The sequence below is a fragment of the Lachnoclostridium sp. An169 genome, from assembly GCF_002160525.1.
Lineage (GTDB): Bacteria > Bacillota > Clostridia > Lachnospirales > Lachnospiraceae > Mediterraneibacter > Mediterraneibacter cottocaccae.
On record NZ_NFKT01000003.1, the window covers coordinates 83,890 to 104,590 of the forward strand.

At 52.3% G+C, this 20,701-nt stretch carries 15 protein-coding genes, 2 pseudogenes and 1 riboswitch; of the genes and pseudogenes, 16 read left to right on the top strand and 1 reads right to left on the bottom strand.

Annotated elements, in window-relative coordinates:
* Nucleotides 1–15: 15 nt before the first annotated feature.
* Both B5F07_RS03290 and B5F07_RS03295 read left to right on the top strand, forming a co-directional pair.
* Nucleotides 16–1,941 carry an NAD(+) synthase gene (locus B5F07_RS03290; RefSeq protein ID WP_087159853.1) on the top strand — a complete coding sequence of 642 codons (1,926 nt, stop codon included), beginning with the start codon at nucleotides 16–18 and terminating at the stop codon, nucleotides 1,939–1,941.
* A gap of 19 nt (nucleotides 1,942–1,960) precedes the next feature.
* Nucleotides 1,961–2,977: a molybdopterin-binding protein gene (locus B5F07_RS03295; RefSeq protein ID WP_087159854.1), complete on the top strand. Its 1,017-nt coding sequence runs from the start codon at nucleotides 1,961–1,963 to the stop codon at nucleotides 2,975–2,977.
* A 138-nt stretch (nucleotides 2,978–3,115) separates the two neighbouring features.
* Here the strand turns inward: B5F07_RS03295 and B5F07_RS03300 are convergent.
* A pseudogene (locus B5F07_RS03300) lies at nucleotides 3,116–3,241 on the bottom strand (Uma2 family endonuclease); the annotation flags it as partial.
* Nucleotides 3,242–3,590: 349 nt separating this feature from the next.
* Between B5F07_RS03300 and B5F07_RS03305 the strand changes: the two are divergent.
* The 14 genes and pseudogenes from B5F07_RS03305 to B5F07_RS03370 all read left to right on the top strand — a co-directional run bounded on the left by B5F07_RS03305 (nucleotide 3,591) and on the right by B5F07_RS03370 (nucleotide 20,687).
* Nucleotides 3,591–4,637: an XdhC family protein gene (locus tag B5F07_RS03305; protein WP_087159855.1), complete on the top strand. Its 1,047-nt coding sequence runs from the start codon at nucleotides 3,591–3,593 to the stop codon at nucleotides 4,635–4,637.
* A 46-nt stretch (nucleotides 4,638–4,683) separates the two neighbouring features.
* Nucleotides 4,684–4,779, top strand: a riboswitch (purine riboswitch).
* A gap of 43 nt (nucleotides 4,780–4,822) precedes the next feature.
* A complete protein-coding gene (locus tag B5F07_RS03310) occupies nucleotides 4,823–6,106 on the top strand; it encodes an amidohydrolase family protein (RefSeq protein WP_087160017.1) in 1,284 nt (427 codons plus the stop codon).
* 28 nt (nucleotides 6,107–6,134) lie between these two features.
* Nucleotides 6,135–8,456 (top strand): xanthine dehydrogenase subunit XdhA, encoded by a 2,322-nt coding sequence (gene xdhA / locus B5F07_RS03315; RefSeq protein WP_204248808.1) that lies wholly within the window; start codon nucleotides 6,135–6,137, stop codon nucleotides 8,454–8,456.
* A pseudogene (gene xdhB / locus B5F07_RS23520) lies at nucleotides 8,449–9,324 on the top strand (xanthine dehydrogenase subunit XdhB); the annotation flags it as partial. The gene xdhA and the pseudogene xdhB, both read left to right, overlap by 8 nt.
* A gap of 105 nt (nucleotides 9,325–9,429) precedes the next feature.
* Nucleotides 9,430–9,930: a xanthine dehydrogenase subunit XdhC gene (gene xdhC / locus B5F07_RS23525; protein ID WP_334293366.1), complete on the top strand. Its 501-nt coding sequence runs from the start codon at nucleotides 9,430–9,432 to the stop codon at nucleotides 9,928–9,930.
* A gap of 202 nt (nucleotides 9,931–10,132) precedes the next feature.
* Entirely contained in the window at nucleotides 10,133–10,999 is an 867-nt protein-coding gene (locus B5F07_RS03330) for an L-ribulose-5-phosphate 3-epimerase (protein WP_087160019.1), read from the top strand.
* 10 nt (nucleotides 11,000–11,009) lie between these two features.
* Complete coding sequence (locus B5F07_RS03335; RefSeq protein ID WP_087159857.1) at nucleotides 11,010–12,047, top strand: hypothetical protein; 1,038 nt, start codon at nucleotides 11,010–11,012, stop codon at nucleotides 12,045–12,047.
* A 12-nt stretch (nucleotides 12,048–12,059) separates the two neighbouring features.
* Complete coding sequence (locus B5F07_RS03340) at nucleotides 12,060–12,752, top strand: L-ribulose-5-phosphate 4-epimerase (RefSeq protein ID WP_087159858.1); 693 nt, start codon at nucleotides 12,060–12,062, stop codon at nucleotides 12,750–12,752.
* Between the two features lie 14 nt (nucleotides 12,753–12,766).
* Complete coding sequence (gene ulaG, locus B5F07_RS03345; protein ID WP_087159859.1) at nucleotides 12,767–13,870, top strand: L-ascorbate 6-phosphate lactonase; 1,104 nt, start codon at nucleotides 12,767–12,769, stop codon at nucleotides 13,868–13,870.
* A gap of 34 nt (nucleotides 13,871–13,904) precedes the next feature.
* Nucleotides 13,905–14,888 (top strand): sugar-binding transcriptional regulator, encoded by a 984-nt coding sequence (locus tag B5F07_RS03350; protein WP_242972418.1) that lies wholly within the window; start codon nucleotides 13,905–13,907, stop codon nucleotides 14,886–14,888.
* Nucleotides 14,889–14,984: 96 nt separating this feature from the next.
* Complete coding sequence (locus B5F07_RS03355) at nucleotides 14,985–16,271, top strand: ABC transporter substrate-binding protein (RefSeq protein WP_087159860.1); 1,287 nt, start codon at nucleotides 14,985–14,987, stop codon at nucleotides 16,269–16,271.
* A gap of 190 nt (nucleotides 16,272–16,461) precedes the next feature.
* Nucleotides 16,462–17,379 carry a carbohydrate ABC transporter permease gene (locus B5F07_RS03360; protein ID WP_242972419.1) on the top strand — a complete coding sequence of 306 codons (918 nt, stop codon included), beginning with the start codon at nucleotides 16,462–16,464 and terminating at the stop codon, nucleotides 17,377–17,379.
* Between the two features lie 34 nt (nucleotides 17,380–17,413).
* Nucleotides 17,414–18,256, top strand: coding sequence for a carbohydrate ABC transporter permease (locus tag B5F07_RS03365; protein ID WP_087159861.1), 843 nt, complete (start codon nucleotides 17,414–17,416; stop codon nucleotides 18,254–18,256).
* Between the two features lie 13 nt (nucleotides 18,257–18,269).
* The gene (locus tag B5F07_RS03370) at nucleotides 18,270–20,687 is read left to right on the top strand and encodes a glycoside hydrolase family 3 N-terminal domain-containing protein (protein ID WP_087159862.1); all 2,418 of its coding nucleotides are present in this window, start codon (nucleotides 18,270–18,272) and stop codon (nucleotides 20,685–20,687) included.
* The last annotated feature ends 14 nt before the right edge of the window (nucleotides 20,688–20,701 follow it).

Consider the following 20,701-nt stretch of genomic DNA (forward strand, 5'->3'; position numbering starts at 1 on the left):
AAGGCGGATGAAGAGATGAAGCATGGATTTGTGAAAGTTGCGGCTGCGACTCCGGATATCCGGGTGGCGGATGTGGAATATAATACCGGGAAAATATGCGAGGCGATCGAGGAGGCGGACGACAACCGTGCGAAGATCCTCGTATTTCCCGAACTTTGTGTAACCGGATATACCTGCGGAGACCTGTTTACCCAGGACGTTCTGCTAAAACAGGCTTCCCGGGCCCTGGAAAAGATCGCTGCATTTACTGCCGGAAAGAATCTTCTGGCTTTCGTCGGCGTGCCGCTGTGCATTGACGGAAAACTCTATAATGTTGCGGCTGCCCTCAATGCAGGAAAGGTGATCGGCCTTGTGACAAAGACATTTCTTCCGAATTACGGGGAATTCTATGAGATGCGGCAGTTTACGCCGGGACCGTCCGAGACGAGAATGATCTGTTTCGGCGGGGAGCAGGTGCCTTTTGGACCTCAGATTCTCTTCCAGGCGTCTGCCATGGAGGAACTGATCGTATCCGCGGAGATCTGCGAGGATGTCTGGTCGCCTATTCCGCCCAGCATCGAAGCGGCGCTGGAAGGGGCTACGGTGATTGCCAACTGTTCGGCGAGCAATGAGACCATCGGCAAGGACAGCTACCGCAGGGAACTGATTTCCGGACAGTCGGCGCGATTGATCTGCGGCTATATCTATGCCAACGCCGGAGAGGGAGAGTCCACGACCGATATGGTGTTCGGCGGGCACAATATCATTGCCGAGAACGGGACGATCCTGCAGGAGTCCTGCCGTTACCGCAATGAGATCATTTACTCGGAGATCGATGTGTTCCGCATCGTGAGCGAGCGAAGGAAGAATACCACATTTCAGACGGAGGAGCTTCGCACCCTTGTGAAAGTTCCGTTTTATATTGAGGAAGAAAAGACACAGCTCACCAGGACGTTCCCGAAGCGCCCCTTTGTCCCGGATGATGAGAATACCCGTGCGCGCCGCTGCGAGGAGATCCTGACAATTCAGGCCATGGGGCTGAAAAAGCGCCTTGCCCATACCAATGCGAAAACGGCGGTGGTGGGGATTTCCGGCGGACTGGATTCCACCCTTGCCCTGCTGGTGACCGCCCGTGCTTTCGACATGCTTGGCAAGGATAAAAAGGACATCATTGCAGTGACCATGCCATGCTTTGGAACTACGGACCGGACTTACCAGAATGCCTGCGAGATGTCAAGAAAAGTGGGGGCGACTCTCATGGAGGTGCCCATTGCGGAAGCGGTGAACATTCATTTCCGGGATATCGGACAGGATCCGGAGAAACACGATGTGACCTATGAAAATTCCCAGGCAAGGGAGCGCACACAGGTGCTGATGGATATCGCCAACCGGACCTGGGGAATGGTGATCGGAACCGGGGACATGTCCGAACTGGCTCTCGGATGGGCGACATACAACGGCGACCATATGTCCATGTACGGGGTCAATGCGTCCGTGCCGAAGACTCTGGTGAGGCATCTGGTGAAATACGCGGCGGATGAGACGGCGGATGAAGAACTGAAAAGTGTGCTTTACGACGTGCTGGATACCCCGGTAAGCCCGGAGCTTCTTCCGCCAAAGGACGGAGATATCGCACAGCGCACGGAGGATCTGGTAGGACCTTACGAGCTTCATGACTTTTTCCTCTACTATATGCTCCGGTTCGGATATGAGCCGAGCAAGATCTTCCGGATCGCCGAGGAAGCTTTCCGGGATGACTATGAAAATGTAACGATTCTGAAATGGCTTGAAACATTCTGCCGCAGATTTTTCTCCCAGCAGTTCAAGCGTTCCTGCCTGCCGGACGGCCCGAAAGTCGGTACGGTGGCGCTTTCTCCGCGCGGAGACTGGAGGATGCCGAGCGACGCCTGCGTGGCAGTGTGGCTCAAAGACCTGGGAAATATATCTCTCATGGACGAATGAAAAGGAGTTGGATGCAGCAATGAAACTGATCAGAACAGAAGATGCGGTCGGCAGCGTGCTCTGCCATGACATCACACAAATTATTCCGGGAGTGACAAAGGATGCGGTGTTCCGGAAAGGCCATGTTGTGACGGAAGAAGATATCCCGGTCCTTCTCTCGGTTGGAAAGGAACATCTCTACGTCTGGGAGAAACAGGAGGGGATGCTCCACGAGAACGATGCGGCGGAAGTGCTGCGGCAGGTCTGCCAGGGAGAGTATATGAAGGCTTCCGAAGCAAAAGAAGGTAAGATCGAACTGTCCGCAGAGCGGGACGGGCTTCTGAAGATCGACCGGGAAAAACTGAACGCCGTCAATGCAATGGGTCAGATTATCCTGGCTTCAAGGCACGGGGACTTTCCGGTGAAAAAGGGGGACAAAATCGTGGGTATGCGAGTCGTTCCCCTGGTGATCGAAGAGGAGAAGATGAACCGGGTAAAGGAGATCTGCGGGGATGAGCCGATCTTCCGTCTGCTCCCGTTTGGCCCCATGAAAGCGGGAATTGTGACTACGGGAAGCGAGGTCTATTACGGCAGGATAAAAGATCAGTTTACTCCGGTAGTACAGGGGAAACTTGAGGAAGCCGGTATGGAAGTGCTTGGAAATACTCTGTGCAATGATGATGCAGACATGGTGACAGATGCGGTGAAAGAGTGGCTGGCAAAAGGTGCTGATGTGGTCGTGTGTACAGGCGGGATGAGCGTGGACCCGGATGACCGGACGCCGCTTGCTATCCGCAACGCTACAGATACGGTAGTCACATACGGCGCCCCTGTACTTCCCGGAGCCATGTTCATGCTCGCATATGCGGAAAACGTCCCGGTGATGGGACTCCCGGGATGTGTGATGTACTCGAAGCGCACGATCTTCGACCTGGTACTCCCCAGAATTGCAGCGGGAGAGCGGCTGTGCGCAGAGGATTTCACAAAGCTGGGCGAGGGCGGACTGTGCCTGAACTGCGCGCAGTGTACGTTCCCGAACTGCGGGTTCGGAAAGTAGAAAGCTTCGCATTTACGTTTCCGTGAATGTTTTAATGAGGTCAACCACTTTGGCGGTTGTTCGAAATCTAAACTGGCGGTTCAGATATCGATTGAACGGAAATCAATCTCAAGATCATCACAGATTCCGGCTCTGACCGATCCAGTATTCGCGGACCCCTGCAGTGCGGTATTTGAACAGCTTCGTGTAGTAGTCCATCCGCCTGCTCCCCGGGGAGACGATCTCGATGATCCAGTCCGGCGCGCCGTTACAGCCTTTATTTGTTTAAATGAACATTGCGTATAATGCAGAATTATGATAATATAGAGAAAGGAACAACCGTGTTACAGGGTGGATGACCTCTATTCTACATAGAATGGGGGTGATGCTAATGAACAAGAAACCATTTGATTTTAAAGATCTGATGACCTTTGGAATGTTCATTCTGGCATTGCTTACATTTGTATTTTCATTTTGTGATTAGCCAGACATAGCAAAACCACCCTGATACTTTGAGCGGTTACGGGTGGCAATGCTATTACTAACTATAACTGGTCAACCCCCTTGTGGGCGGTTGTTCTTTTTTCATTTATACTATAGCATACTGAACACTTGTATTTCAAGGGAAAAGATAATGAGAAAATTGACAGGTCTGAAAGGAAAAGAATATTATATCCGTTTGGAGGAACTTCTTCGGAAACCGGACGGGGACATCTGGTCGGAAACGGTTCTGACGGGCGAGGATGCGGGGATGAAATATCTGATCTCGTCAGAAAATACAGAGAAAGCGTTGGAAGAAAATGCAGAAAAAACCCCGGAGCAGGAAACGGCTGAACAGAAAATGGCGCCGGGCGGGGAAGACGGCGGGATTTTCCGGGAGCGAATCGGGCGCACTCCGAAGCTTGTCATCTGCGGCGGCGGGCATGTCTCCATTCCCATCATCCACATGGGGAAAATGCTCGGATTTTCCGTGACGGTACTGGAGGATCGCCCGAAATTTGCGGATCACGCCAGAGCGGCGGGGGCGGATCGGGTGATCTGCCTGCCCTTTGAGGAATCCCTTGCCGGGATTCCGGGGGACTCGGACTCCTGGTTTGTGATTGTCACAAGGGGACACCGGTACGATACCATATGCCTGGAGAACATTCTGGCGAAGAAATATGCCTATGTGGGGATGATGGGGAGCAGACGGCGGACTGCCATTGTGAAGGACCAGCTTGCACAGAAGGGCATCAGCCGGGAAGTGCTTGAAGGCGTTCACACGCCCATCGGTCTGAAGATCGGGGCACAGACGCCGGAGGAGATCGCAGTGTCCGTGATGGCGGAGATCATCCAGGTGAAGAACAGCCATCAGAAGTCGGGAGGATATTCGGAAGAACTGCTCCGGGCTGTCCTAGAAGAAACGGAGCGGAAGATGGTGATGGCAACGATTATCTCCAGAAAAGGTTCTGCGCCCAGAGATGTGGGAACAAAGATGCTCATCCTCGAAGACGGGAGCACGGCGGACACCATCGGCGGAGGCTGTGTGGAAAGTGAGATCATTCAGAAAGCTCTCCTGATGATGCGGGAGGACCGGCCGGATTTTGCCGTATGCCGGGTGGATATGACGATGGATGCGGCGGAGGATGAGGGCATGGTATGCGGCGGAACGGTGGAAGTGATGCTGGAGCGGGTGCAGTGATGTTTTTTTCTTTACCGCAGCCGCTTTTTGTGGTAAACTGATTTTATAAAAATGAATACAGAATACTTATATAGGTTCATAATCGGTTGAACGTCTCTACCAGCCGCCGGAACGGCTGACTATAAGTATCGCGGCGGACGGTAGGTTCCGCCGTTGTATTTATGGAAAAAGAGAGGAGCATGGCGATGAGTGAATCTGTTTTTATTTTAAAGGGGAATATTATTTACACGAAGCAGCCGGATGCGTTTGAAATATGCGAGCGCGGATATCTGGTCTGTGAGGACGGAAAAGTGCAGGGAGTGTACCAGACGCTGCCGTTCAAATACGGCGGATATCCGGTTACGGATTACGGGGACTGCCTGATTATCCCGGGGCTTGTGGATCTGCACATCCATGCGCCCCAGTATTCCTACCGGGGACTGGGGATGGACCTGGAGCTTCTGGAGTGGCTTGAGGTCAATACCTTCCCGGAGGAGGCAAAGTTTGAATATCTGGATTACGCGGAGAAGTCGTATCAGATTTTTGCGGACAATATGCGCCGCAGCGCCACAACGAGAGCCTGCATTTTCGCTACCGTACACAGGGAGGCGACACTGCTTCTCATGGATATGATGGAGAAGAGCGGGCTGTGTACCTTTGTGGGAAAAGTGAACATGGACCGGAATGCGCCGGATTTTCTGTGCGAGGAAACGCAGGAGTCCGCAGACGAGACGGTGGAGTGGATCAAGGATGTGCTCCATAAGAAATACCGGAATACCCTTCCGATTCTGACGCCCCGCTTTGTGCCGAGCTGCACGGACGCCCTGATGGAGGATCTGAAGAAGATCCAGCTCCGCTACTCCCTGCCTCTTCAGTCCCATCTCTCGGAGAATTTGAGTGAGATTGACTGGGTGAAGGAGCTTTGCCCGTGGTCGGAGTTCTACGGTGATGTCTATGATCATTTCGGCCTGTTCGGCGCGGACTGCCCGACGGTTATGGCGCACTGTGTTTACAGCGGGGAGAAGGAGATCGAACGGATGAAGGAGAACGGTGTGTTCATCGCCCACTGTCCGGAGTCCAATATGAACGTGTCCTCCGGCATTGCGCCGGTGAGACGGTTCCTGGAAGAAGGGCTGCATGTGGGTCTGGGAAGCGATGTGGCGGGAGGTTCCACGGAAAATCTGTTCGCAGCCATGGCTCATGCGGTGCAGTCTTCCAAGCTCCGGTGGCGCCTTGAGGACCAGTCTCTGGATCCGCTTTCTGTGGAAGAGGTGTTCTACATGGGAACCAAAGGAGGCGGCGCGTTCTTCGGAAAAGTGGGAAGTTTCGAGCCGGGCTATGAGTTTGATGCGGTTGTCCTGGATGACAGCAGGCTGAAACATCCCCAGCCGCTGGATGTGAAGAGCCGGCTGGAGCGGATGGTCTATTTCTCGGATGACCGGGAGATCCGGGCGAAATACGTCCGGGGACGCCAGATCGATACTGACTGACAGATTCAAGCTGGAGGTGATTGCATTGATGGAAAAGGAACATGCAGTAGGGAAAAGCGTAAAGCGGGTCGATGCCTTCGAGAAGGTGACAGGCAGGGCGAAGTACACCGATGACCTCTGTGACAGAAACGCTTATGTGGCGAAGGTGCTGCACTCTACGGTGGCCCACGGATATGTGCGGAAGGTGGATACATCGGAAGCAGAGAAGATCCCGGGCGTGGTGAAGATTGTGACATGTTTTGATGTGCCGAAGAATTATTTTCCCACCGCAGGGCATCCCTGGTCTACGGAAGCTGCGCATCAGGATGTGGCGGACCGGCTGCTGCTCACAGACCATGTCCGTTTCTACGGGGACGATGTGGCGGCTGTAGTGGCGGAAAACGAGGTGGCTGCAGCCCGGGCTGTACGCGCCATCCGGGTGGAGTACGAGGAACTGCCTTTTGTCCTGGATGTACAGAAAGCCATGGAAGAGGGCGCTCCGCAGATCCATGAGAAATATCCGGGAAATGTTCTGGCGCATACATCCATCCGCAACGGAGACTACGAGAATGCCCGGAAGGAGCCGGGGCTTACAAAGGTGGAAGGATGGTATGAGACGCCCACGGTACAGCACTGCCACATTGAGAACTTCATCTGCTATGCCTATATGGAGCAGGGGCGCATCGTGGTGGTCACCTCCACCCAGATTCCCCATATCTGCCGCCGCGTGGTCGGTCAGGCACTGGGAATTCCGTGGGGAAAAGTCCGGGTGATCAAGCCTTATATCGGCGGAGGATTCGGGAACAAGCAGGATATCCTCTATGAGCCCCTCTGCGCATACCTGAGCACAGTGGTGGGAGGCAGGACGGTGAAGCTGGATGTGTCGAGGGAAGAGACCTTCGTCTCCAACCGGGTCCGCCATGCGATCCGCTTTCACATCATCTCCTATGTCAGACCTGACGGCACCTATGCGGCGCGGAAATTCGAGAGTTTTTCCGATCAGGGAGCTTACGCCTCCCACGGGCACAGCATCGCGGCAAAAGGGATGGGATGTTTTCCGCAGCTCTATCCCTGCCCCAATATCGAGGCGGATACATATACGGTGTTTACCAACAAGTCTGTGTCAGGCGCCATGCGGGGCTACGGCATCCCTCAGGCCATGTTCGCCATGGAGAGCCACACGGAGGACGTGGCGCGCGCCATGGGAATCCCGCCCTATGAATTCCGCATGAAGAATGTGATGCCGAAGGGATTTACCGACGGATTTTCCAAAAATGTAAACTACTATGATACTTTCCGGGAATGTATGGAGAAGGGAAGAAAGGAATTCGACTACGACAGGAAGCTGGAAAAATACGCCCACCAGACCGGCGAGATCCGGCGGGGCGTGGGGATGGCCGTGTTCTGGTACAATACAGGCGTATGGCCCATCTCTCTTGAGACTTCGGCATGCCGGATGGTGCTCAACCAGGACGGCAGCATCCAGCTCCAGGTGGGGGAGACGGAGATCGGACAGGGGGCGGATACTGCCTTTGCACAGATGGCGGCAGAGACCTTAAGCATTCCGGTGGAAGATGTCCATGTCATGACGGTGCAGGATACGGATATCACTCCTTTCGGAACCGGTGCATATGCCTCCAGACAGACCTACATGGCCGGGTTTTCCATCCGTCAGACAGCGGAGCTCCTGAAGGAAAAGATCATCGAGACCGCGCATGATTTAACCAGACAAATGAAAGAAAATCTGGATATTGTAAACGGATATATTGTCAGGACAACGAATGGAGAAATCCTTATGAGCCTGGGAGAACTGGCCACGGAAAAGCTTTACAGCCTGACAGACAACGGGCATCTGACGGCGGAGAGCAGTTACCAGATCAAGAATAATGCCTATTCCTTCGGGTGTACTTTCGCGGAGGTGGAAGTGGATATCCCGGCCTGCAAAGCCCGTGTGGTGGATATTCTGAACGTCCATGACTGCGGCAGGCTGATCAACCCGGAACTGGCGCGCGCCCAGGTACATGGGGGCATGAGCATGGGAATCGGATATGCGCTTTCTGAAAAGCTTCTCTATGATGAGAAGACCGGCCGGCCTCTGAACAACAACCTGCTGGATTACAAGCTGTCAACGTTCATGGACCATCCGGATCTGCGTGTGTCATTTATCGAGAACTACGAGCCCACCAGCGCCTACGGCACAAAAGCCCTGGGAGAACCGCCCACATGCTCCCCGGCGCCGGCGATCCGCAACGCAGTGCTTGCAGCTACAGGCGTGGCGGTGAACGAGATTCCGCTGAGACCGCATGTCCTGTTTGAAGAGTTCCGGAAAGCAGGGCTGATTCCGGGAGAGGAGGGAAAGCACAATGTATGATATGAACGGACTGTATGAGGCACAGAGCGTGCCCCATGCCATTGAACTTCTGAAAGAACATCCGGAGGCGCAGATCATTGCCGGCGGAAGCGATGTCCTTGTCCAGATGCGTGAGGGAAAGAGAGCCGGGGCGGTCCTGGTGAGCATCTACGGACTGGATGAACTCCGCGGAGTCTCCATGGAAGAGGACGGGACGCTGCGCATCGGTTCCCTCACCAGCTTCTCCCACATTACGAAGGATCCGCTGATCCGGAAGTATATCGGCGTCCTCGGGGAGGCTGTGGATATGGTAGGCGGCCCCCAGATCCGCAATATCGGCACTATTGGCGGCAATACATGCAACGGGGTGACCTCTGCGGATTCCGCCTCCACTCTTTTTGCCTGGGATGCGGTGATCGAGCTGACCGGGCCGGAGGGCGTGCGCCGGATCCCCATCAGGGATTTCTATATCAGTGCAGGCAGGGTAGATCTGCATCCGGGGGAGATCCAGACCGCTATTCTGATCCCGAAAGCCTCTTACGAAGGATATAAGGGATATTATATTAAGTATGCCATGCGCAACGCCATGGATATCGCCACTCTGGGGTGCTCTGTCAGTGTGAAGCTTTCTGATGACCGGAAAACCATCGAAGATGTGCGGATCGCCTACGGCGTGGCAGGACCGGTTCCCATGCGGGCGGTACACGCGGAGGAGCTTGGACGGGGACTTCCGGCCAGCGGGGAGAGCGTTGAAGAGATCGGAGACGCTGTGCTGCAGGACGTGACGCCGAGGGACAGCTGGAGAGCCAGCAAAGCCTTCCGGGAGCATATCTCGACTGTTCTGTGCAAACGCGCCCTGGAGGAGGCAATCCGGCGCGCGGAAGAAGAGGACGGCAAACCGGACGAACGTGAAAAAGGAAACGCAAACAGGGAACCGGATGGCGCGGCACAGAATCCGGCAGAACCGGCCTTCCCGACAGGACAGCACCCGCTTATCGAGGGCGCAGACGGCAGGCAGTACAAGCTTGTGCGCTGCCGGATCAACGGCGAGATGCGGGAGACCATGGTGGATGTGAGGGCATCCCTTACGGATATGCTGCGGGGCAACTATTCCCTGACCAGTGTGAAGAAAGGCTGTGAAGTCGGAGAGTGCGGCGCCTGCAATGTGATGATTGACGGAGAGTGCTATAACTCCTGTATCTATCTGGCTGTGTGGGCGGACGGAAAGGAGATCCGTACCCTGGAGGGCCTGATGGGACCGGACGGGGAGCTGTCGGATATCCAGCAGGCGTTCACCGTTGAGGCGGCGGTCCAGTGCGGATTCTGCACGCCGGGAGTGATCATGAGCGCTGTGGAGATCCTGGAGAGCGGGAAGGAATATACCCGTGATGAGCTGCGTAAGCTCCTCTCCGGACATTTGTGCAGATGCACCGGATATGAAAATATTTTAAATGCCGTGGAAAAGACTATGAGGAAGCGTCTGGGAAAGTCCTGAAAAACGGTGGAATAGAGAGAAGAAGGAGAGAGTTGCGACAGAAGAACTCCCTCCTTCTTTCTGTTAAAACTGAGTTTTTGCAAATAGTTTGCACAAATGTGCAGAATTTTGGAAATTATTGAAAATGCAATGTTGCTGTGCTAGTCTTAACTCAAGCAAACAAGTCATGTTTCACAAAATGGGAACAGAAAGGGGAGGAAAGATGTATAGTATCCACAAAAATCCGATCGGGATTTACGAGAAAGCTTTACCAAATGCATTTACCTGGGAAGAGAAATTCACGGCGGCAAAGAAGGCCGGGTTCGACTATATGGAGATATCCGTTGATGAGTCGGACGAGAGGCTGGCAAGACTGGACTGGACCGACGATGAGATTGAGGAACTCCGCGCCGTTATGCGCCGCACGGGAATGAATCTCCAGACCATGTGTTTGAGCGGCCACCGCAGATATCCTTTCGGAAGCAAGGACCCGCAGATCAGAGCGCGCGCCATGGAGATCATGGAAAAAGCGATCAATCTGGCCGTCAAACTGGGAGTGCGCTGCATTCAGCTCGCAACTTACGACGTCTATTACGAACCTTCGGACGATGAGACGAAGCGTCTGTTCCTGGAAGGCATGAAGGAAGCGGTCGCCATGGCGTCAAGAGCGGGAGTTATCCTGGCGATGGAGATCATGGATACGCAGTTTGTCGGAACCATCGTGAGAGCTTATCACTATCTCAAAGAGATTCCGTCTCCGTATTTCAAGATCTATCCGGACATGGGCAACTTGAGCAACTTCAGCAAAGATCCGGCGGAGGAACTGGAACTGGGACTTTCCCAGACCGTTGCCATCCATGTAAAGGAGACAAAGCCGGGCGTCTTCAAAGAAGTTCCGTTCGGAGAAGGCCAGGTCGATTTCGAGGGAATCTTCAGAAAGCTCAATGAGCTCAACTATCACGGAATGTTCCTGATCGAGATGTGGGCGGACAACAGCGCTGACCAGACTGTGGAACAGGCAACGGAGAAGATCGCGGACGCGTACCGGTTTGTGACAGAAAAGATGAAACTCGCAGGCATGGATTTGTAGGGAGGTCGGTATGGAAAAGAAAGTAATGGCCAGACTGGAGAAATGTTACTCGATTGCCCCGCTTGAGTACCAGGGAAAAAGACATATCCTGGTGGCCGCGGAAAAGACGGACAGATGTATCCTCTTTGACGAAAAAGGAAATGAGGAGACTACTGTCTGGGAGGGGCCCGGAGGAGTCATGACGATGGTTCAGGTCCCGGGAACAGACGGACAGTTTCTGGCAACACACAAGTTTTATTCACCGAATGATTCGAAGGAAGCGAAGATTATCATCGCAACGCCTGACGGGAAAGGAAAGTGGGATATCAGAACCCTGGTGGAACTTCCGTTCGTTCACCGGTTTGATATTCTGAGGAGCGGGGAGACATATTACCTGATTGCCTGCACGCTCAAGTCAGGACATGAGTTCAAGGATGACTGGTCCAATCCCGGCAAGATTTATGTTGCAGAGCTGCCGGAGGATCTCTCGGGATTCGATGAGGATCACCAGTTGAAACTGGATGTCCTCAAGGACGGAATGCTTAAGAACCACGGATACTGCAAGATCCACGCGGACGGAGCGGAAGCTTCTCTCGTGTGCAGTGCAGACGGCGTGTTCCGCTGCTGTCCGCCGAAGGAAAGAGGCGGCGAGTGGACCGTGGAGCAGCTTCTGGATACACCGGCAAGCGATGCGACGATGATCGATCTGGATGGGGACGGAAAAGATGAGATGACTGTGATCTCTCCGTTCCACGGCGATGATATCACCATTTACAGACTCGGCGAGAACGGATATGAGCCGGCTTATCACTATCCGGAGAAGGCAGAGTTCCTTCATGCAATCTGGAGCTGTACAATCAACGGAAAGCCGACGACGATTCTTGGACACCGGAAAGGCGCAAGGCGTCTGATGGCGTTCACCTGGGATGAGGAGAAAGGCGATTTTGCCTTCCATACTCTGGATGACGACTGCGGACCGGCGAATGTGTTCGGGTACCATGCAGATGGAAAGGACATTCTGATCGCGACAAACCGTGAGATCAACGAGATCGCGATGTACACTTTTTAAAGGAGACCAATTATGCTTGAAGAATTAAAACAGCGTGTCTATGAGGCAAATATGCAGCTTCCCAAACACGGGCTGGTGACGTTCACCTGGGGCAATGTCAGTGAGATCGACAGAGAATCCGGGATCTTCGCCATCAAGCCGAGCGGTGTGGACTACGAGAAGCTGACTCCGGAAGACATGGTTCTGATGGATCTGGACGGAAACAAGGTAGAGGGAAAGTATAACCCGTCTTCTGATACGCCGACACATCTGGAGCTGTACAAGGCATTTCCGAAGATCGGCGGCATCGTACATACCCATTCGCCCTGGGCGACGAGCTGGGCACAGGCGGGAAGAGGAATTCCCTGCTACGGCACCACCCATGCGGATTATATGTACGGGGAGATCCCCTGTGTCAGAAACCTGACGAAAGAGGAGATCGATGAGGCATATGAGAAGAATACGGGTGTGCTGATTGTCGAGTATTTCCGGGATAAGGATTATGTGGGAATGCCGGCAGTGCTCTGCAAGAACCACGGACCTTTTACGTGGGGCAAAGACGGAGCAGAGGCGGTGCACAATGCGGTTGTGCTTGAGGAGGTTGCAAAGATGGCGGCCCGCACCGAGATGATCAATCCCCGTGTGAAGACGGCGCCTCAGGAACTGATGGACAAGCATTATTACCGGAAGCACGGTGCGAATGCGTACTACGGACAGAAAGAATAAAGGAGAATAGTTGAATGAGTAAAATTGAAGATATCACCAGAGAAAGCTGGATCATGAGTACATTTCCGGAGTGGGGCACATGGCTCAACGAGGAGATTGAAGCTGAGGAAGTGAAACCTGGAACCGTTGCCATGTGGTGGCTCGGATGTACGGGAATCTGGTTCAAGACGCCGGGCGGCTGCAATATCACCATTGACCTGTGGTGCGGCAACGGAAAGAGAACCCATGGAAACGGCAAGATGGCTCCGGGACACCAGATGGCGAATATGGCCGGTGTCAGGGCGATGCAGCCGAACTTAAGAGCAGTTCCGTTTGTGATTGATCCGTTTGCCATCAAGCAGGTGGACGCGGTTCTTGCAACTCATTATCATCAGGATCATATGAGTGCGGAGTATGCATCTCATGTAATCAAGAGCGGCATGACAACCGTGGATGAGAACGGCAAAGAGATTCCGGTTCCGTTCATCGGACCGAAGAAATCTGTGGAGCTCTGGCAGAAATGGGGAGTTCCGGCAGACAGATGCATTACCGTGAAACCGGGCGATACAATCAAGATCAAAGACATCGAGATCGTTGCCCTGGATTCCTTTGACAGAACCTGTCTGGTTACGACTGATGACACATCAGAAAACAGAGAAGAGCTGACAGGCATCTGCCCGACCGATATGGATGATAAGGCAGTCAACTACCTGATCAAGACTCCGGGCGGAAATATTTACCACAGCGGTGACTCCCATTATTCCATCTACTTTGCAAAACACGGCAAAGACTATGATGTGGATGTGGCGTTCGGCTCCTATGGCGAGAACCCGGTGGGAATTGCGGACAAGATGACTTCCTGCGATATCCTGCGTATGGCAGAGGCATTAAAGTGTAAAGTTGTCATCCCGATCCACTACGATGTATGGACAAACTTCATGGCGGATGTCAACGAGATCAGAGTGCTCTACGATATGAAGAAGGACCGTCTGGATTACAAATTCCATCCGTTCTTCTGGGAAGTTGGCGGCAAGTATGTATATCCGACAGACAAGGATAAGAAGGCATACCACCACAGACGCGGTTTTGAGGACTGCTTCGAGGCGCCGCAGAACATTCCGTTCCGTTCCTGCCTGTAAACTGTGAATAACACCATGGGAGATGAACACGGCCATGAATGAGATGAAGAATTATGAGTCAATGACCGTGCAGGAACAGTGGACAATCCTGGCGACAGTTGCTAATTTGTACTACAATTCGGAACTGACCCAGAGCCAGATCGCCGACAGGATGTATACGTCAAGATCGAAGGTGTCCAGGATGCTGAAAAAGGCAAGAGAGCTGGGAATCGTGGAAATCTACATCCGGGAGCCCAGGGAGAGGAACCTTGATTTTGAGCAAAGGCTGAAAAAAGAGTTTTCACTGACGAACATCCGTGTGATAGCTACCAGAAACAGCAGTGAAGACGGCGGTTTTCAGAAGATCGCCGAGGCAGCCTCGTACTACTTTGATTCCATTGTAAAGCCGGACATGGTGGTGGGAATCTCCTGGGGGAATACACTGCACAGAATCATCAAGAACATTGACACAAATAACAGAAAGAACATACCTATTACCGTTGTCCCCATCATGGGGGCAGCGAACATAAAAAGTCCTGAAAAGGACGCCATGGAACTGGCGAAAAACCTGGCCTCCGCATACGGCGGGAAGTATCATTACATCTACGCCCCGCTGTTTGTGCGGGACCGGAGCCTGAAGGAAAGCCTGATTCAGGAACAGAACATCAGGAAAGTGCTGGATCTGTCGGAACATTCCGATGTGATTCTCACAAGCGTGGGTTCCATTGTATACAAGTCCTGGAGCGACTATTTAAGCGCCAAGACGCTCGAGGCTCTGACCGAACAGGGGGCTGTCGGACATATCGGCGGACACTTCTACGATATCCGCGGAAATGAACTGGAGACGGCACTGGTGGAAAGGATGATAGGGATTACCCTGGACGACATCAGAAAATGTCCGGAAGTAATCTGTGTCGCATACGGCGAAAGCAAGGCGGATGCGATTCTTGGTGCTCTCAGGGGCGGCTTTTTGAATACGCTGATCACGGATGAGAACTGCGCCTCGAAGATTCTCGGACTGTCTCAAAAGATGTCCTGATAAATCTTTTTAAAATCTGATAAAAAAGCGCTTTTATAAAAATGCTAATTAGCAACATACAACTGAATAACAAGAAAAACAGAAAAGGAGACTATTATGAAAAAGAAAGTTTTAAGTATGCTTATGGTAGCGGCAATGGTCTTTGGTCTTACTGCCTGTGGTAACGGCGGCGACTCCAAGGATGACGGCGGAGCTTCCGACGACGGTTCTGTAACTCTGCGTCTTGCTCTCTGGGACTACGACGTAGACGGACCGACAACATACGATCCGATGATCGAGGCTTTCGAGAAGGCAAATCCGGATATCAAGATCGAAGTTGTCAACGCTCCGAGTGCTGACTATGAGACAAAACTTACCACAATGCTTGCAGGCGGCGATGATGTGGATCTGTTCTTCGCAAAATCCAATACATCTCTTCCGGGACTGTATTCCAAGGGATACTGCATGAATCTGTCCGAGCTGTTTGACTCCGACGGATACGACCTGACAAATTACGGAACAGTACTTGAGCAGCAGATGACATTTGACGGGAATGTATATGCACTTCCGTTCAGAACAAACGACTGGCTGCTGTTCTACAATAAGGACCTGTTTGACGCGGCAGGGGTTGCCTACCCGACAAACGATATGACATGGCAGCAGGTTGCTGACACAGCAAAACAGATTGTTGCAAACTCTGATGACGGAATCTACGGTTTCGAGTTCCAGCCGAAGATGGGCTTCATCTTCCCGTTCCTGACCAACTGTTCCGACGGATTTGATATTACAACATCTGATCTTTCCGTAACAGTTCCGGCAGTTGACTGGATCATGGATATGATGGACAGCGGAGCAATGGAAGAGTATTCCGATTCCAAATCTCTGAACAAAGACCAGACCTATTTCTTCAACGGCGAGTGGGCTATGATGTGGAACGGTTCCTGGTTCGTACAGAACTTAAACAGCCAGGACAACCTCGGATTCGAGTGGGGCGTTGCAAAGAGCCCGTACTGGGAAGGCTGTGAGAAATCTAACTTCGTTACATCCACACCGCTGTGTATCAGCGCTGCAACAGAGCATAAAGACGAAGCTTACACATTCCTGAAATTCATGTGCGGCGAGGAAGGAGCTTCCATCCTTGCAACAACAAATCTGATTCCGGGATATATGAACGATACAGTTCTTCAGTCCTACCTTGAGCATGTAGAACTTGATGACTCTTCTGTAGAGGCTCTGACAGACAATGTAACACATGACTTCGGCGAGCCGAATACGATTTTCAGCCAGATCATCTCAGCAGGACAGCAGGAGCTTGAGCTTGTGCTTACCGACAATGAGACGGCAGATGATTTCGTGAAGAATCTGACCGACCAGAGAGAAGAACTGATCTCAAGTGCCCAGTAGGCATTGGAAAAGAGCCTGCCCGGGAGGCAGGAGCATTCCGCAGATGATGAACAGACATAAAACAGAATAATAACAGCGGTAAATGTTCTAAGTGTTTGCGGACATTTAGAACATTTACTGTATATAGCGGAATGTATAAGAGACATAGTAACGGTGGTTTCAGATATCTGCCGGAAGGCGGATATCGGCTATGGAGAATATGAGTATGAAGGAAAAGAGTTACAAACATAAAACAAGTGCGGCGATCGTCAGAAGAAACCGAAGGCATGCATATCTTTTCATGGCACCTAACTTTATCGGATTTTTCGTGTTTACGCTGATACCTGTAATTATGGCGATCGTTTACAGCTTTACCAACTATGACGGCAATAACACAATGGATTTTGTAGGACTGAAAAACTACATTAATCTTTTCCATGATTCCGACTTTACGATTGCCCTGACAAATACAATTATCTATACAATCGGTACGGTGCCGTTTGTCATTATACTTTCACTGCTTGTATCCGTTCTGATGAACAACGGTGTGAAGGGGGCGCCTGTCTACCGGGCAATCATGCTGTTCCCCCACATTGCATCTATCATCGCCGTAACGGTCGTATGGCAGTTCATGTATGCGAAAGAAGGACCGATCAACGCCATGCTCCACGCAATCGGCGTGGAAAATCCGCCGGTATGGCTATCCAATCAGAAGACAGCGCTTCTGGCGGTAATGATCATGATTATCTGGAAAGGAATCGGATATTACATGATCGTATATCTGGCAGGTCTGAAGGGAATTCCGACCGACCAGTACGAGGCGGCAGAGCTGGACGGCGCAAATGCATGGAACAAGCTGATCCACGTCACGATTCCGAATCTGCGCCCGGTTACATTCTATGCAACCGTTATGTGTATCATCAATTCATTCCAGGTCTTCACTCCGATCTATGTTATGACAGGCGGAGGTCCGGGACGTGCAACAAGCGTTCTGGTAATGCAGATTTATCAGGATTCATTCGTTAACTATCAGTTCGGTTACGCTTCAGCCGAGGCAATGATCCTGTTCCTGATGATCCTGATTGTTACTCTGATTCAGTTCTATCACAATAAGAGAGTAGCGGCATAGGACAGAGCGGTAGCGAGTGGAGGCGCTGAAATATATGAATAAGAAAAAAATAACGAGCGGTAAAGTGGTATACACGATATTAAAGTATGCAGTAGTATTGCTGCTGACGATTTCCATGCTGGTTCCGTTCATCTGGATGGTTTCCGCATCCTTTAAGACAAACCTGGAGATCTTTACCTTCCCGATCAAGTGGATCCCGGAAGTGTTCCATTTTGAAAACTACACAAATGTCTGGGAGAGATCAAACTACCCGGTACTGTTCTTCAACACGGTGAAGCTGACTGTGATTATTACAGTCCTGCAGCTTGTCACAAGTACCATGGCGGCTTATGCGTTCAGTAAGATCAAATTCCCGGAGAGAGACAAGCTGTTCCTGCTCTACCTGGCAACCCTGATGGTTCCTTACCAGGTAGTCATGATCCCGCAGTTCTCCATCATCAGGGAGATGGGACTTGTAAACAGCCACTGGTCACTGATCCTGATTCAGGCATTCAGCCCCATGGGTGTGTTCCTGATCAAACAGTTCTTTGACGGAATACCGGATGAACTGATCGAAGCTGCGAGAATCGACGGTCTGGGAGACTGGGGAATCTATTCCAAGATCATGCTCCCGCTGTCCAAATCAGCGATGATTACATCCGCGATCCTGACAATTACATCCACATGGAACGATTTCCTTGCACCGCTTATTTACTTAAGCGATCCGGATCTCTATACGATCCAGCTCGGACTCAGAAACCTGACGTCCCAGTATACGACAGAGTACGGACAGATCATGGCGGCATCCGTTATCTCGGTTATCCCGATCCTTGTGATCTACTGTATCTTCCAGAACTTCTTCCAGGAAGGTCTTGTATCCGGAGCTGTCAAAGGTTAGAAAGGAAAGAACAATGGGAGTTAAACTTGCACGCGACACGGTGGAACAGGTAATCAGGGAGATGACAGTGGAAGAAAAGGCCGAGCTGATTACCGGCGGACTCCCCTATGGGACAAAGGCCATCGAGAGACTGGGAATCCCCGCAGCACTACTGGGGGATTCCATGGCGGGCATGAATTTCCGCCAGCTTTTTGCAAACTACTGTTCCATGGAAACGGGTGAGGATATCCTTTTCAGTCTCCGCCGCGGGGAAAAGATTCTTGATCAGCTGCGGCGGGACCACTGCATTCATCCGGAAGAGTTAAATGAGGATGAAATGGTCTGTTACCGGGCGATCCAGAAACATATGGGGGACCCGGACCGGATTCTGGAAGTGACCAGTTTCCCTGCGGGGATACTGATGGGAGCAGCCTGGAATCCGGAATTGACAGAAAAATGTGCGGAGGCACTGGCAAGAGAATTTGACACATTTGGAGTGGACGTGCTTCTCACTCCGAATGTGAACATTCAGAGAGATCCTCTGGGAGGAAGGCTTTTCGAGAGCTTTTCAGAGGATCCTTTCCTGACCGGTATGACAGGAAGCGCGTTTGTCGCCGGGATTCAGGAGACCGGCCTTCTGGCTGATCCGAAACACTTCTCGGCGAATAACCACGAGAAGGAACGGAAAGGCATCAATGTCCATGTATCCCAGCGGGCGCTCCGGGAGATCTATTTCCCGGGCTTTGAGGCCTGTGTGAAACGTGGAAAGGCAAAGACGGTCATGAGCGCTTACAATAAGCTGAACGGTACGGCGTGTTCGGCAAATGGCTGGCTCCTCACGGATCTGCTCCGCGGGGAGTGGGGCTTCGACGGTCTTGTTATCAGCGACTGGGGCGGAGTCTACGATTCCAGGTCTGCCCTGGAGGCGGGCAATGATCTGGAGATGCCGAAGAATCCGGATATTCCCGGGATCATCCGGGAGGTCGAGAGCGGAGCAATCCCGATGGAGATCCTGGACCGGTCGGTCCGGAGAATCCTGAATGCCCTGCTTAAGATGCCCTGCATGAAAGGACGCAGGTATCAGACAATCGACCGGGAATATTCGGAAAAGATGGCTTATGAAGCAGTGTGCGAGGGCACGGTTCTGCTGAAGAACAACGGTGTCCTGCCTCTTCCGGAAGATGCTCAGGTGTATCTCGCCGGGGAAGGTGTGCATCATCTGCTGGAGTTCGGCAGCGGCAGCGCGGAAGTGCTGCGCAGGAAATCCCCGGATCTCTGCGAATGCATGATGAAGACCGGGGGAGCGGAGCATGTGGGATTCTGCATGCCCGGTGAGGATAATTCCGATATGTCCGGCTGTGAAAAGGCGGATTATGTGATCGCTGTCGGAAGATCAAAAGGACAGGAGGGCGTGGACCGGGAGGCCATGCTTCTGGATCCCGTGGACCAGCGGGAAGTGACGCGGATTCTGCGGGAAGCCAAAGCTGCGGGGAAGAAGACCGTGCTGGTGCTCAATGTGGCCGGTCCGGTTGATGTCAGAGAGTACGAGGAGGATGCGGACGCCATTCTCTGCGTCTTTATCCCCGGATGCCAGGGAAGCCGCGCGCTTGCGGATATTATCTACGGCAGGGTGAATCCGTCGGGAAAACTGGCCCTTACATTCCCGGAAAAATATGAGGATACGCCGACCTGGCTGAATTTCCCCGGATATAACGGGGAAGTCTGGTACGGCGAGGGAATATTCGTGGGATACCGCTACTATGACACGAAAGGAATCGCTCCGAAGTATCCGTTCGGATACGGACTTTCCTACACGGAATTTGAGATTACCGGTCTGAAACCGGAAAAGATGATTTTTGAAAATGAACCTGTCCGGTTTACGGCGGAAGTGAAAAATACAGGAACCATGGCGGGGAAAGAGGTCGTACAGATCTACGTTCACCATGAGAATCCGACGCTGCAGAAACCGTACAAGGAGCTGAAGGCATTCCGGAAAGTAAGCCTCGAGCCGGGCGAATCGGCGGAGATTTCTTTTGAACTTGAGACAGGTGCGTTTGCATCCTACGATGAGAAACTGAAACGGTTTGCAGTGGAGCCGGGAGTCTATAAGATCATGGCGGGGAATTCCAGCCGGAATATTATGGCGGAGGCACGCATCGGAATCAGATGCCCGGATCCTTACGGCTACAATGAATCAACCCGCATCGCCACGGTCTGGAAAGATGAAAGATGCCTGGAGATTTACAACCGGTATTTTGAGGAAAAATGTCCGGTGCGCATGTACAGCGATCTTCTGGGCTACACGCCGGACTATCCGGTGGGAAAAGCCATCCGGGAGCGGGTGCCTGAAAATATGTATGCAGAACCTCAGGAAAAGGAAAAGGCGATTCTGTCATTCTTCGGGGAGCTTGCCTGCCTGGATCTGGGAAAACTGGATCTGACGGGGGAATGACAGGGAAAGAAAGA